This is a genomic window from Nocardia sp. NPDC005746 (assembly GCF_040630785.1).
GTDB lineage: Bacteria > Actinomycetota > Actinomycetes > Mycobacteriales > Mycobacteriaceae > Nocardia.
Window position 1 is genome coordinate 97,434 of record NZ_JBEXYE010000002.1, and the last position, 13,606, is coordinate 111,039.

The 13,606-nt window shown below is 72.2% G+C and carries 14 protein-coding genes; 5 read left to right on the top strand and 9 right to left on the bottom strand.

Annotated features, from left to right (window positions below; genetic code table 11):
* Positions 1 to 33: 33 nt before the first annotated feature.
* Positions 34 to 720: an SGNH/GDSL hydrolase family protein gene (locus ABZ412_RS04225; protein WP_357276147.1), complete on the bottom strand. Its 687-nt coding sequence runs from the start codon at positions 718 to 720 to the stop codon at positions 34 to 36.
* Positions 717 to 2,168, bottom strand: coding sequence for an MFS transporter (locus tag ABZ412_RS04230; RefSeq protein ID WP_357276149.1), 1,452 nt, complete (start codon positions 2,166 to 2,168; stop codon positions 717 to 719). Before ABZ412_RS04230 ends, ABZ412_RS04225 begins: the two co-directional genes overlap by 4 nt.
* A gap of 118 nt (positions 2,169 to 2,286) precedes the next feature.
* Between ABZ412_RS04230 and ABZ412_RS04235 the strand changes: the two genes are divergently transcribed.
* Positions 2,287 to 2,922, top strand: coding sequence for a TetR/AcrR family transcriptional regulator (locus ABZ412_RS04235; RefSeq protein ID WP_357276152.1), 636 nt, complete (start codon positions 2,287 to 2,289; stop codon positions 2,920 to 2,922).
* Positions 2,923 to 3,075: 153 nt separating this feature from the next.
* Here ABZ412_RS04235 and ABZ412_RS04240 read toward each other — a convergent pair whose 3' ends face one another.
* From ABZ412_RS04240 to ABZ412_RS04255, 4 genes are all read right to left on the bottom strand, one after another.
* Positions 3,076 to 3,411 (bottom strand): YnfA family protein, encoded by a 336-nt coding sequence (locus ABZ412_RS04240; protein WP_357276154.1) that lies wholly within the window; start codon positions 3,409 to 3,411, stop codon positions 3,076 to 3,078.
* A 67-nt stretch (positions 3,412 to 3,478) separates the two neighbouring features.
* Positions 3,479 to 4,708, bottom strand: a complete 1,230-nt coding sequence (locus tag ABZ412_RS04245; RefSeq protein WP_357276156.1) for a Dyp-type peroxidase — start codon at positions 4,706 to 4,708, stop codon at positions 3,479 to 3,481.
* On the bottom strand, positions 4,701 to 5,270 hold the full coding sequence (locus ABZ412_RS04250; protein WP_357276159.1) for a copper chaperone PCu(A)C: 570 nt from the start codon (positions 5,268 to 5,270) through the stop codon (positions 4,701 to 4,703). The genes ABZ412_RS04245 and ABZ412_RS04250 overlap by 8 nt, the downstream gene beginning before the upstream one ends.
* Before the next feature lie 357 nt (positions 5,271 to 5,627).
* Complete coding sequence (locus ABZ412_RS04255) at positions 5,628 to 6,179, bottom strand: hypothetical protein (protein ID WP_357276161.1); 552 nt, start codon at positions 6,177 to 6,179, stop codon at positions 5,628 to 5,630.
* Positions 6,180 to 6,298: 119 nt separating this feature from the next.
* Between ABZ412_RS04255 and ABZ412_RS04260 the strand changes: the two genes are divergently transcribed.
* From ABZ412_RS04260 to ABZ412_RS04270, 3 genes are all read left to right on the top strand, one after another.
* Positions 6,299 to 6,976: a response regulator transcription factor gene (locus ABZ412_RS04260; RefSeq protein WP_357276164.1), complete on the top strand. Its 678-nt coding sequence runs from the start codon at positions 6,299 to 6,301 to the stop codon at positions 6,974 to 6,976.
* Positions 6,973 to 8,022: a HAMP domain-containing sensor histidine kinase gene (locus ABZ412_RS04265; protein ID WP_357276167.1), complete on the top strand. Its 1,050-nt coding sequence runs from the start codon at positions 6,973 to 6,975 to the stop codon at positions 8,020 to 8,022. The genes ABZ412_RS04260 and ABZ412_RS04265 overlap by 4 nt, the downstream gene beginning before the upstream one ends.
* A 554-nt stretch (positions 8,023 to 8,576) precedes the next feature.
* On the top strand, positions 8,577 to 10,322 hold the full coding sequence (locus ABZ412_RS04270; RefSeq protein ID WP_357276169.1) for a DUF4173 domain-containing protein: 1,746 nt from the start codon (positions 8,577 to 8,579) through the stop codon (positions 10,320 to 10,322).
* Here the strand turns inward: ABZ412_RS04270 and ABZ412_RS04275 are convergent, their stop codons facing one another.
* The 3 genes from ABZ412_RS04275 to ABZ412_RS04285 form a co-directional block, all read right to left on the bottom strand.
* Positions 10,323 to 11,534, bottom strand: a complete 1,212-nt coding sequence (locus ABZ412_RS04275; RefSeq protein WP_357276172.1) for a hypothetical protein — start codon at positions 11,532 to 11,534, stop codon at positions 10,323 to 10,325. It abuts the gene before it with no gap.
* Positions 11,535 to 11,651: 117 nt separating this feature from the next.
* Positions 11,652 to 12,005, bottom strand: a complete 354-nt coding sequence (locus tag ABZ412_RS04280; protein WP_357276174.1) for a DUF1801 domain-containing protein — start codon at positions 12,003 to 12,005, stop codon at positions 11,652 to 11,654.
* 91 nt (positions 12,006 to 12,096) lie between these two features.
* Positions 12,097 to 12,990 (bottom strand): TIGR03619 family F420-dependent LLM class oxidoreductase, encoded by an 894-nt coding sequence (locus tag ABZ412_RS04285; protein WP_357276176.1) that lies wholly within the window; start codon positions 12,988 to 12,990, stop codon positions 12,097 to 12,099.
* Between the two features lie 30 nt (positions 12,991 to 13,020).
* Here ABZ412_RS04285 and ABZ412_RS04290 point away from each other — a divergent pair, with 30 nt between their 5' ends.
* On the top strand, positions 13,021 to 13,578 hold the full coding sequence (locus ABZ412_RS04290) for a sugar O-acetyltransferase (RefSeq protein WP_357276178.1): 558 nt from the start codon (positions 13,021 to 13,023) through the stop codon (positions 13,576 to 13,578).
* Positions 13,579 to 13,606 lie beyond the last annotated feature (28 nt).

Here is a 13,606-nt window from a genome sequence, read left to right on the forward strand (position 1 = left end):
TCGCATCCGGTGCGGCATCGGTCGGTTTCGGGGTCAGGATCGCCCGATGAGCTCCGGCGGCACCTCCCGGGCGTGGTGACGGGCCAGGCTCTTGGCGAGTTCGGCCGCGACCACGGCGTGCCCGGCCATGGTGAGGTGGATCCGGTCCGCGGAGAGCCAGTCCTCGCGCAGCCGCGCGGGGTGGTCCCAGAACTCGGTGAGGATGGCGTCGCGGCGGTGGGCGATGCGACGGACCGACTGCGCGAACTCGGCGAAACGTGGCCGCAGCGGGGCCAGCCGCCCGACGTAGGCGTCGGCGAGGGTGAACAGCGCGAGCCGGGCGCCGGTGGCGGCGACGCTCGCGCACAGGTCGTCGAGGTCGGCTTCCACGGTCAGCGGACCGGCGTCGCGCAGGAACAGGTCGTTGCCGCCGCAGATGACGACCACCAGATCCGGTCCGAACTCCTCGAGCGCGCGGAGTTGCCCGGCGCGCACGTCGGCGATGACCGCGCCGACCACGCCGGTGTTGAGGTAGGCGGCGTCGGGGTGCGCGGCGTGCAGCCAGCGGCCCAATCGGTCTGCCCAGGACACGGTTTCGTAGCCGGGCCGCGGGTCACCGGTGCCCGCGGCGGTCGAGTCGCCGATGACGGCGAGGCGGCGGAACGGCACCGCGCGCAACATGGCGGCGGCCGCCGCATCGGAGAGCGTGTAGGGATCGGTGTTCTCGGTGCGGTCGCTCATGAGGTGGTCTCCTCGGTGCGGACGGGCAGCGCCGCGAGCACGGCCGTGACGACGGCGATGGCGGCACAGCACGCGAACAGGGTGTGGAAGGCGGTCAGCGGCTGCCCGGGATGGGCGGCGAACACCGCGGCCAGCAGGGCGACCCCGAGCGCCCCGCCGGATTGGCGGGCGGTGATGTTCATGCCGACCCCGGCCGCGAACCGCTGCGGCGGCAGCGCTCGCGCGGCGGCGGTGCCCAGCACGGTGACGAGGATGCCGATGCCGCCGCCGCCCAGGATTCCCGCGGGCACCCACCCGGACCAGAGCGCGGGCTCGGTGTCGAAGACCCCGGTGCTCATGTAGAAGGTGGACGCGGCGAACAGCAACGCGCCCAGCACGCCGAGCCATCGCTGCCACGGGACGGGTGCGCGTCCGGCGACGACCGCGGTGACCATGGAGGCGACCGCGCCGACGCTCATGGCCGCCGCGGACTCCAGCACGGAGTACTGCCAGATGGCGTCGAGCCAGAGCGGTCCGGCCAGCAGCCACGCGAACATGGTGGCGCCGAAGACGAACGAGACGGCATTGACGAGGGCGTAGGCGTGGCTGCGCCACAGTCCGATGGCGATGGCGGGGCGCGGATGCCGCCGCGACCGCCACAACGCCAGGGCCAGCAGGACGACTCCGATCAGCGCGCTGCCCAGGGTGCGGGCGTCGGTCCAACCCCATTGCGGGCCTTGGGTGACCGCGGCGACGACAGTGCCGATACCGAGTCCGGTCGCGACGGCCCCGAGGAGATCTGGCAGTCCGTGCGGTTGCCGGTGCTCGCCGCGGGCCAGCCGCCATCCGGCGGCGATGAGCGCGGCCGCGATGGGCACGTTGATGACGAAGACCGACCGCCACCCGAACCAGTCCACGAGCGCCCCGCCCACGGCCGGGCCGACGGTCGCGGCGAATCCGCCTGCCGCGGTCCAGGCCGCCATGGCCATGCCGACGCGTTCGGGCGGGCTGCTGCTCAGGACGAGCGCGAGTCCGGCGGGAATGAGGAAGGCCGCGGTGCCGCCTTGCAGGAACCGTCCCGCGATGAGCCATTCGGCGCCGGGCGCGAGGGCGCACAGCAGGGAGGTGAGGGCGAATCCGGCCAGGGCGGTGAGGAATACGCGGCCGCGGCCGAGGGTGTCGGCGAGTTGCCCGGCGGGGGTGAGCAGGGCGGCGAAGGCGACGGCGTAGCCGCTGACCACCCAGGTGAGGGTGCCGGCGGCGGTGTCGGGGTAGTCGCGGGTGATCTCGGGGAAGGCGATATTGACCACGGACAGGTCGAGGAAGGACATGAATGCCGCGCCGGAGGCGACAAGCAGGGCGAGTTTCGCCGCGCGGCCGGAGTCGGCGGGTGCCGTCGCGGTGGTGCCGGCGGTGGCCGGTTCGGGTGGGGAGGTGTCGGGGCTCGGACGGTGGATGGTGTCGGTCATGACGGGCTCTCTGGGTGAGGGTCGGGAGCGGGATCAAAACTGTACGCACGATCGTTCGTATTGTTGAAAAGTACGACCGATCGTGCGTTTACGCAACAGGTGATGCGAGGATGGATCCATGGACGAACCGGTGCGCGCTTCCGACCAGGAGATTTCCGATCAGCGTCGGCTCAAGGGCGCGCGGGCCCGCGCGAGCATCGCCCGCCACGCCGCCGACGTCGCCTCCGTCGAGGGGCTGACGGGATTGAGTCTCGGGCGGCTGGCCGAGGACCTCGGGGTCAGCAAGTCCGGGGTGGCGACCCTGTTCGGCAGCAAGGAGAACCTGCAACTGGCCGCGGTGGCCGCGGCACGCGAGGTGTTCATCGACAATGTCGTGCGCCCGGCCCTCACCGCTGACCCGGGCCTGCCACGGCTGCGTGCGCTGATGGACCGCTGGTTCGACTACATCGGTGAGCCGGTGCTGCCCGGCGGCTGCTTTCGGGGCGCGTGCCAGCCGGAGTTCGACAGCCGTCCCGGCCCGGTGCGTGACGCGCTGGCCGCCGACCGTGAGGACTGGTTCACGATGCTGGCCGCGGAGATCGGCCGCGCCCAGCAGCAGGGCGCGATGACCGGACTGGATCCGCGCGCGGTCGCGTTCCAGTTCGACGCGGTGGTGTCGGCGGCCAACACCGCGACCCGTCTGGGTGACGAGGCGGCGCTGCCGACGGCGCGCGCGATCATCGACGGCCTGCTCGGCGCGGCACCTCACCGGTGATCATGGCCGTGACCTGCGGGAATCCGTAATCGGTTCGCGTATCGCGGTGTTGCACTCGATGCACCGATCGTCAACCCTCGACCTTTATGCGCGGAATGCGTGAATGCAGTTCGGGCGCAGCCGGTTTCACGTGGAGCAATGCATCGGTGTGTCTCACGCCGAGCGTGGCGCGTACATGATGAGCGCGACCCCCAGCACGCACACCAGGGCCCCGATCACATCCCAGCGGTCGGGCCGGAACCCGTCGAACACCATGCCCCACAGCAGTGATCCCGCCACGAACACGCCACCGTAGGCGGCCAGGATCCGACCGAAGTGGGCGTCGGGTTGCAGGGTGGCGACGAACCCGTAGCAGCCGAGCGCGACCACCCCCGCGCCCATCCACGCCCAGCCGCGCTGCTCCCGGACTCCCTGCCAGATCAGCCAGGCGCCACCGATTTCGGCGATGGCGGCCAACCCGAACAACACGATCGATCGCAACACGGTCATGGGGTCACCCTAGGTCCCGTGCCCGGCCACCGGCCGGACCGCCCGGGAGCGGTCCGGCCGGTCGCGATCAGCGTTGCGCCGGGGCGCTGTCGAACAACTGCTGACCGAGATAGCCGCCCGGTCCGGGCACCCCCGGCGGGATGGCGAACACCGCCGACCCGACCGGCGTCGTCCACTGGTTGAGCGCGTCGAAGTCGGCCAGCCGCTGCTGCACCGGCAGGTACTGGGCGTCCACGTCGCGCTGGAACGAGGCGAACAGCAGCCCCGAGTTCGACACGTGCCCGGGGGCGGGCGCGTCGTCGTAGTTGTAGCCGCGGCGCAGGAACCGCTCCCCGTCGTGGGCGTGGTGGGCACGCGCGATATGGGAGGACGGCGGGATCTTCGGGATGCCGTAGCGGTCGGTGGCCGCGAAGTCGGCTTCGTCGAATTCGCGGGTGCCCGACAAGGGCGCCCCGGTGTCGACGGTGCGCCCGACGGTGATCGCGCGGCCGTCGGCGTCGAGTTCGTCCCAGGTGTCGAGGTTCATCGCGATGCGCCGCAACACCATCGAGGTGCCCCCGGCCAGCCACGGCCGGACCGCGCCGTCGTCCCACACCAGGCGGTCGAAATCCGGTGTGGCCGGGGCGATGTTGACCGTCCCGTCGACCGAGCCCATCAGATTGCGCATGGTCTGGCCTCGCGGTGCGTCCCGGAAGCCGCGTTGCACCCACTTCACCGAGACCAGCGATTTGACGTGCTTGGACAGCACGCGCACCGCGTGCGCGACGGTGGTCGCCTCCTCACCGCACACCTGCAACAGCAGATCGCCCCCGCACCAGGCGGGATCGAGCCGGTCGATGGTGAACGGCGGCAACGGTTCGAGCCAGTGCGGGCGCTGGGATTCCAGCCCGGCCGCGGTGAACATCCCGGGACCGAACCCGGCGGTCACGGTGAGCCGGGCGGGCCGGGCGGCCAGCTCCGGTTCGGTGTCGGCGAGCGCGGGCTTGCCCTGGGTGAGGCGCGCGGCGTCGTCGGTCCAGATCTTCAACAGCCCGATGACGTCCTCGCGCCCCAGACCCGGTTTCAGGTCGAAGGCCACGAACGCCGCGTGCCGGGGCGGTTCGGTGGCGATTCCCGCCTGGTGGGGGCCGTAGAACGCGACCGTGTCCGATCCGGGGTCGCGATCGTGCTCGCGGTGGGTGAGGGTGGCCGCGCCCCAGCCGATGCCGGCGGCCCCGGCCGCGCCCGCCGCGACGGCGCCGCCGCCCAGCAGCCGCCGCCGTGACAGCCGGGCGGGCCGCGGTGCCGGATCAGCCACCGTGGGCGGCGTTGTCGCCGGAGGGCTGGTAGTTCTCCTTGCCGCCAGCGAAGTCACGCACCTGTGCGGTGATCGTCTTGGTGGAGCCGTCGGAGAAGGTGAGGGTGAGCGCGGCCTCCGAGCCGGTGCGCAGCGGGCCCTTCAGATCCATGAACATGAGGTGTTCCGCGCCGGGCTTGAGGGTCGCGGTGCCGTGGGCGGGGATGACGAGACCGCCGGCCTTGGGGCGCATCGCCTTGTCGCCCGAGGCGTCGGCCACGACTTCGTGGATCTCCACCCGCGCCGAGGCCGGGCTGCTGGCCGCGACCAGGTTCACCGGCTGGTCGGAGGAATTGGCCAGGGTGCCGAACGCGGCGGACATCCCGCTGTCGGCGGCCTTGACCCACTGATCGGTCAGGGTGATCGCCGCCGCCGCGGTGGCGGGGGACGACGAGGCGGTCTGCGAGGACGAGCAGGCGACGGGCAGCAGCGCCAGCGTCGTCACCGCCGCGGCCGCGCCGACCCGGCGGGCGAATCCGCCGGTGCGCAGACGGAAGCCGTGGCAGAAGGGCATCTGGGACATGTGAGAACTCCGTAGGTAGAAGACAGTGAAAGCCACCCCGGCGGAACGGTCGAGCCCGGATCGGCGCCGGATGCGCTCGGCCGCAACGCAGTGCGTCGGCGTCAGCGCGGCACGCGTCCGGCAGCGCGCTCGCCGCCTTCGGTCACAGCGCGGCGTTGCTCTGCTCGGCTGCCGCGCGGCGTCTCCGTCGGGCACTGTGCGTGGCGTGTTCGGCGCTGCGCGGGTGTGTCCGTCGGTCGCCGTGCTCGGCCTCGGTGCGGGGTGTGTCGGCGGTTGGTGGGCATCGGTCACCGAGCGCGGTCGCGTCCGGCGATGGCGCGGTGCACGATTCGGGCGTCAGCGCCGGATCGAGGGGTGTCAGGCCGGAACGAGGTCGGTGTACCGTGCGGCGGCCGGAGGCGGTCCGCGGCGTCCGATCCCGGGGCTCACCAGCAGCCGTCGCGCCACGGCGCGGTCATCGGCCGGCCTGGGCCGCATCCGGCGCACCGGCGGCGCGAGGATCGCGCTCAGCGCGAGCAGGAACCTGCGCACACCGGTGACGGCCCGCCGCAGGCCCGCCTCGGCGGCGCGAATCAGCAACGCGCCCACCGGAATCGCCACCAGGTGGGCGATCAGCATGGCCGCGGACGACGAATGATGGTGGTGCCCCGGCGACATCGACAGCGCGGCGTGCCCGATCGCCTGCCCGGCCGCCAGCATCCCGATGGTTCCGGGCAGCCCGTAGCGTGGCCGCATCGACGACGCCACGACCCCGATCACGGTGCACGCGGCCAGGAGCAGGGCCAGCGCCGAACCGTCGGTCAGGGACGCGCCGCCGCCGAGCCCGTGGGCGAGGATCGCGACCGCACCCGAGGACGCGCCGACGGCAGCGCCGCGCAGGCGCGCGGTGTGATCCGTCGGTGAGCGCACCCCGTCATGCTACGACGTCGCGTCGTTGTCGACGTTTCCAGGTGGTATGACCGGCGTCTCCACAACATCTCCACACGCGAGGCGAACGATCTCCACGCCGGTTGCCTAATGTCGGCTGCATGGAAACCAGTGCGCGCCGGATCCTGGTGGTCGAGGACGAGCCGACCATCGCCGAATCGATCGCCGCCCGCCTGCGCGCCGAGGGCTACACCGTCGACATCGCCCACGACGGGCCCGCCGGGGTGGCGGCCGAGGCGGCCGGGGACCCGGACCTGGTGGTGCTGGATGTGATGCTGCCCGGTTTCGACGGTCTCGAGGTGTGCCGCCGCATCCAGGCCCGCCGCCCCGTGCCGGTGCTCATGCTGACCGCCCGCACCGACGAGACCGACATGCTCGTCGGGCTCGGCGTCGGCGCGGACGACTATCTGACCAAACCGTTCTCCATGCGAGTGCTCGCCGCCCGCGTCCACGCCCTGCTGCGCCGGGTGGAACGCACCGCCGCACCGGTGGCCACCATCCTCGTCGGTGACCTGCGGATCGACACCGACCAGCGGCGGGTGTGGCGCGCGGACAGCGAAACCCAGCTCACGCCACTGGAATTCGAACTGCTCGTGCATCTGGCGCGGCGGCCGCGCACGGTGCTGGCGCGCGAACGACTACTGAGCGAGGTGTGGGGGTGGGCCGACGCGTCGGGCACCCGCGCGGTCGACAGCCACATCAAGGCGTTGCGCCGCAAGCTGGGCGCGGACCTGATCCGCACCGTGCACGGCGTCGGCTACAGCCTGGAGGCGCGATGATCGGCGATGCCGTGGCTCCGGTGACCGGGGTGCGGGCGGTCGCGAACCGGGTGGCGGCACGGCTGCCGCGGCCCCTGGACCGGGTGCCGTCGATCAAGGCGAAGCTGGCGATCCTCATGGTCGGCTCCGGTGCGGGCGCGTTCGGCTACTTCGCGATCCGCATCGGCGTGCTGCCGCCGCGCGCCACCGTCGTCGCCATGGTGTTCGCGCTGCTGATCTCCCAGGTGCTGGCCCACGGGATGACGATGCCGTTGCGGGAGATGACCGCCGCGGCCAAACACATGGCGCAGGGCGACTATTCGCGCCGCGTGCGCGCCACCTCCCGTGACGAGGTGGGCCAGCTGGCGGTGGCGTTCAATCAGATGGCCGCCGACCTGGCCGCCGCCGATCAGCAGCGGCGCGAGTTCATCGCCAATGTGTCCCACGAACTGCGCACCCCGATCACCGCCCTGGGCGCGGTGCTGGAGAACCTGGTCGACGGTGTCGCCCAACCGGATCCGGCGACCCTGCGCACCGCCCACGCCCAGACCCAGCGGCTGAGCCTGCTGGTATCGGAACTGCTGGCCTTGTCGAGCATCGAGGCGGGCGCGGTGCGCCTGGACCGCGAACCGGTGGATCTCGAGCCGCTGCTGAGCGAGGTGGTCGCCGAGGCCGAGGTGATGGCCGCCGCCGTGGACCGTCCCGTCCGCTTCACCATGGCCCTCGCCCCCGGCCTGACCGTGCACGCCGACCCCGCCCGCCTGCACCAGGTGCTGCTCAACCTGCTCGACAACGCCACCCGCCACGGCCCCGCCCACGGCGAGGTCCGCGTCCACGCCCGCACCGCCCACGGCCACACCGTCATCGAGGTCTCCGACGACGGCCCCGGCATCCCCGCCGCCGAACGCGCACGCGTCTTCGAACGCTTCACCCGCGGCGGCCGCGCCACCGGCGGCGGCACCGGCCTGGGCCTGGCCATCGCCCGCTGGATCGTGGACCTGCACGGCGGCACCATCGCCGTCGCGGACCCGGGCTCGTGCATCCGCATCACCTTGCCCCCACCCTGACCCGCACTCTCTTCTCACCGATTCCCGACCGTGCCCCGGCTGCGCACCGCGCTCCCCGGGCCGGTCCCGTTCACCCGATGGAGGAACACATGCCCGACACGCCCACACCGCCTCCCGATCCGAAACCGGATGCGGCGAGCGCCCCTGCTCCCGCACCCGCGACATCGGCCGAACAATCCGTCACGCCTGTTCCGGAGTCGGCATCCTCGACCGAAGGGTCCGACGCGCACGCTCCCGCCTCGGCGACCGAAGGGTCCGCGGCGGATGCTCTTGATCGGGCTGCTGAACCGGCTATGGCCACCGTGAGTTCCGCGCCTGTGCGGGACCCGGTGAGAGCCGCGTTCGTCCCCGGTGGTCCGCCGCCCCTCGTACCGGCTGCGGCGGCACCGGCGTTCGCCCCGGCGATGGCGGGTGCCGCGCCGACGGGCGCCGGTGGACCCGCGCCGTGGCCCGCCGCGTGGCCGGCCTATCCCACCCCGGTGCCACAATCGGGTGTGGCGGGGCTCTACCGTGTTGCACCGCAAGCGATTCCGTCGCGATCGGAGCGGGTTCCGGTGCCGAACGGGTTGCTTGCCGCCACGGCCGCTGCGGGGTGTGCGGCCGCGGTACTGGTACCCCTGGACCGTCCCGGCATCGGATGGCTGCTCACCGGACTGGCGATCACCGGCATGGTGTACGCGGTCGATCGCGCGGCACGGAACGCGGATTGGGGCGATGAAGAGGACGACTCGGACCGGAGTGACGTCGACCGCGCGGATCAGGGATCGGACAAGGGCCTGAGCGGTGCCGGTGACCGCCGGGACGACGTCGCGAATGGCAGCGCAGCTCGCGCCGACAGTGGTGACAGCCCAGCCCGCGATGGCATCGGGGGCAGCGTCGACGGTCACGAGGCCGGCGCCGACGCCGCACGCGAGGAGGACACCGGTCGCTCCGGTGCCGCCGATCACGACGATGCGGCTGCGGCACGCGTGGTCGCCGCATCCGGCGCCGATCGGGCAGCGCCCGAAACACATTCGTCGGCCGGGACGGGTCCTGTCGCGGGTATCGCCGGTCTGCTGCCCGCTGCTATCAGGGAGGTGCCCTGGGGTCGTGTCTGGTGGACAGGTGTGGCGCTGGCGCTGCTGTCGGTGGGTGCCTTCCGTGCCGCGCCGTGGCTTTTCGTGCTGTGCCTGGCGGGTGCGGCGGTGGCCGGGTCGCTGGCGGTGGTGCCGCGTTCGGCGTACGGAATGTGGTTCGACGTGCTCGCGGTGCCGTTCGCGGGGCTGAATTCATGGCCGTGGCTGTATCGGGCGATGACTCGCACCCGGGAGCGGGCGGGGACGGGCACGCAGCGGGTGTGGTGGTCGATCGGTGCGGCGGCGGCGCTGCTGCTGATCATGGTGCCGTTGCTGGCGGGGGCCGACGCGGTGTTCGCGGGTCTGGTGGACGGGCTGATCCCGGCCGTCGACGTCCCGGCGGTGCTGCGGTGGGTCGCGGTGTTCGTGGTCGCCGGGTCCGGGGTGGCCGGGGCGTTGTACCTGCTGGCCGGTCCGCCCCCGGCGGCCGACGATGACTCGTTCTCCGACCGGGGCCGTGGCGTGCGCCGGTTCTCGCCGCTGGAGTGGGGAATCCCGGTGGGCGCGTTGACGATCGTGTTCGCGGCGTTCGTCGCCACCCAGGTGGCGGTGCTGTTCGGTGGCGACGGCTACGTGCAGCGCACCGCGAGCCTCACCTACGCCGAGTACGCGCGCAGCGGCTTCTGGCAGTTGTCGATCGTGAGCCTGCTGACTCTCGCCGTGATCGGGGTCGTGCTGCGTTTCGCCGCGCAGGACGACGCCGCCGAGCGCCGCTGGCTGCGAATCGCGATCGCCGTGGTGATCGGTCTGGCGCTGGTGATCGTGGCGTCGGCGCTGCACCGCATGTGGACCTATCAGCAGGCGTACGGCTTCACCCTGCTGCGGCTGCTGGTGGAGGTGTTCGAAGGCTGGATCGCGCTGGTGTACCTGCTGCTGCTCGCCAGCCTGGCGGGCCTGCGCCGGTACTGGGTGCCGCGTGTGGCCGTGGGCGCCGCCCTGACGACCCTGTTCGCCTTGTCGGTCCTGAACCCGGAAGGTTTCGTCGCCGACCGCAATATCGCGCGCTGGCAGTCGGGCAAGTCCCTCGACACCGACTACCTGTCGAGCCTGTCCCCGGACGCGCTGCCCGCCACCGACCGGCTGCCCGACCCCCAGCGCACAGCCATCGCGAACGCCATCCGCGAAAGCCTGAAAGACGATTCCTGGCAGGGCTGGAACTACTCGCGCGCGACCGCGGACCGCTGATCAGCCGAAGCCGACCGGTGTCCAGCTCTGACCCCCGTCGCGGGTGGCGAGCATCATGGTGGGCACCGGCCCGCTTCCAGGGTGGCCCAGCACCACGAAACCCGTTGTCTCGGTGACGAACTCGCCGGACAACGGCTGCCAGCCGCGGTCGGGTGCGGTGTAGGCGGTGGTCCAGGTCTCGCCGCCGTCGGTGGAGGTCAGCAGGCGTTCGTCGACGGCGGCGACCAGATGGTTGCCATCGGCGGCCAGCAACACGGCCTTGACGGACCGCGACGGGGACAGCTGCCCGGTCTCGGTGAACGTGACGCCACCGTCGACCGAGGTCACCACACGGGTGGTGCCGCCGTCGCCGGACGCCGGGAGCCCGCACAGCGCCACCAGCCGCTTCTCCGACACCGCGTGCCAGTCCGCGGGCCCGTTGCCGCCACACGGCAGCTGCCACGGCGTCCACGTGCCGTCGACCATGCGGGCGCCGCTCCTGCCGCGCCCGGTGACCACCATCCAGGCACGGCTCCCGGTAACCGACACCTCGGGCACCGGGTAGGGGCCGCCGGCACCGGGCACCGCGACCTCGACCGGTCCGGTCCACGCGTCGCGGGTGATCGGGCTGGTGAACAACGCGGTCCGCTCGTCGGCCCGCGCGGACGCCACCCAGACGGTGTCCTCGGACACGGTGAGCGACCATGCCGGTTCCGCCGTCTTGATGTCGACATCGATCTCGCGCCAGGTGGATCCGCCGTCGTGGGTGGCGAACAGTGTGTCGCGGGTCCCGATCCAGCCGTTGCGGGCGTCGGCGAACTTCACCCAACCACCGTGGTGCCCGGCGTCGCGCAGCGGGGCCGGGAGCGGCGTCTCCCGCCAGGTGCGCCCGCCATCGGTGGTGTGCCGCAACGACTGGCACAGCAGGGCCGGGCACGGATAGCTGCGGCCCAGCACCCAGCCCTCGTCCGCGGAGACGAAGTTGATCGAATCGGGTTGGAAGCCCACCGGATCCGGGTCCGCGGCGCGCGTCGCCGCCGGTGTCGCGGTCGGCGCGGCCGAGATGGGACGAGGAGTCACCGCCGCGTCCGGTGCGGCCGAGGCTCCGCTCGCCGAATCCGGCCCGCTGTCACCGTCGTCCATGGTGAGCCCCGCGATCACCCCCGCGGCGAGCACCGGCATTCCGACCCCGATGACTCCGGCCAGTACGACCGGATTCGCCCGCAACCGCACCGGACGGGACTCCCTTCGACACGAACCGGGGCCCCGTTCCCGAGCGGTCGCCCGGCGGCCCTGCGGCACAACGGGATCGAGTATGCCCGGTGCCGGCCGGTTACGCCCATCCCGTGGTCAGCGGCCTCCGCGCTGCGCGGCCAGCCGGACCGCGACATCGCCGATGAGGTCGTAGGGGATGGGGTCGCGCAGCGGGAACTTCAACGTCCCCCTGCCCTTCAGGTAGGGCGCGATCGCCTGCTGGAACCCGTCGTCGCCGGTGGGCACCGGATACACCGACAGGAAGGTCTTCCAGCCCGCGAAATACGTGACGGCCTTGCCGTTCACCTGGACCGCGGGGATCTGGTAGCTGATGGTCTCCGACGCGTCGGGCAGGGCGGCGTGGATGGTGGCGCGAATCCTCTCGAGGGCGGCGCGGGCCGGGGCGGGCTGGGCGGCCAGGTAGTCGTCGACGGTCTCGGGCTCTGTCATGCACGGCCACCCTTCCGTGGCTCGGGGAGAGAGCTTCGTCCGATTCGACGGTACCGGGCCACCCGCCCGCGCCGGACCGATGCCACGCCGTTCAGCCGCGCAGCCGCTCCAACAGCCGCAACGCCGCGTCCCGCATGCCGTCGACGGAGTCGGTGACATAGAGCAGGTCGATGAAGAAATCGTCGAATCCGGTGTCGGCCGCGACCGTTTCGACGGTCTGCGCCACCTGCTCGAGATCGGTGCCCGCGGCCACGTTCACCCGCAGCACCGTCCCGATGGCGGCGGGATCACGACCCGCCGCGACCGCCGCGTCGTCGATGAACCCCCGCAAGGCCAGCAGCTGCTTGCCCCACCCGGGCGGACCCGGCACCGGCACCACCGGCAGCCACCCGTCCCCACGCCGCCCGATGCGGGCCAGCGCCGCCGGATTGAACGCGCCCAGGTGAATCGGGGGCCGCCGCACCGGCTTCAACGCACTGCGATGCTCGGGCACCGACACGAACCGGCCCTCGTACCCGGCCGGGTCGCTGGACCAGATGGCCTCGAGCGCGTCGAGGGTCTCCTCCAGCCGTGCCCCGCGCTGCGCGAACGGCACGCCCGCGGCCGCGTACTCCTCCGGCGACCACCCGATCCCGAACCCCGGAATCAGCCGCCCCTGGCTCACCACGTCGATCGTCGTCAGCGACCGCGCCAGCAGCGCGGGCCGATACATCGGCGCGATCAGCACATTCGCCCCCAACCGCACCCGCTCGGTGACCGCCGCCGCGATCCCCAGCACCAGGAACGGATCCAGCACCGCGTTGAACTCGTCGGGAATCCGGTCGGTCCCGCCGTACCCGACCGACGGGTTGGTGGCCGCGATCAGCCGGTCACCCACCCACAGACTGTCGGCTCCCGCCTCCTCCAACGCGGTCGCGTACTGCGCGATCCGCGCGCCCTCCCGAGCCTGGGCACCGAACTGTGGAAGCGAGAAGCCAATTTTCACTCCTCCGGTGATACCAGACAGGATGGGAGCGTGGGTGAACACAAGGACCGCATGCTCGCCGGTGAGCTCTACCGCGACAACGACCCCGAACTCGTCGCCGAACGCCGCCGCTGCCAAGAACTGCTCGACACCTTCAACGCCACCCGCGCCGGGCAGGACACCCAACGGCGCGCCGTGCTCGAACGACTGCTCGGCGCCATCGGCGAGGGCTCCTGGATCATGCCGCGCTTCCAATGCGACTACGGCCACCTGATCCGGCTGGGCCGCAACAGCTTCCTCAACTACGACGCCATCATCCTCGACTGCGCCCCGGTCACCATCGGCGACGACGTCTCCATCGGCCCGCGCGCCCAACTGCTCACCGCCCTGCACCCGATGGACGACCACGAACTGCGCCGCGCCCGCTGGGAGACCGCCGCACCCATCAGCATCGGCGACAACGTATGGCTCGGCGGCGGCGTCATCGTCTGCCCGGGGGTGACCATCGGCGCGAACACCGTGGTCGGCGCGGGCAGCGTCGTCACCCGCGACCTGCCCGCGAAGGTGTTCGCCGCCGGCAACCCGGCCCGCGTCATCCGCGAACTGTGAGCCTTACCCCCGGGGTAATGGCTTGGCG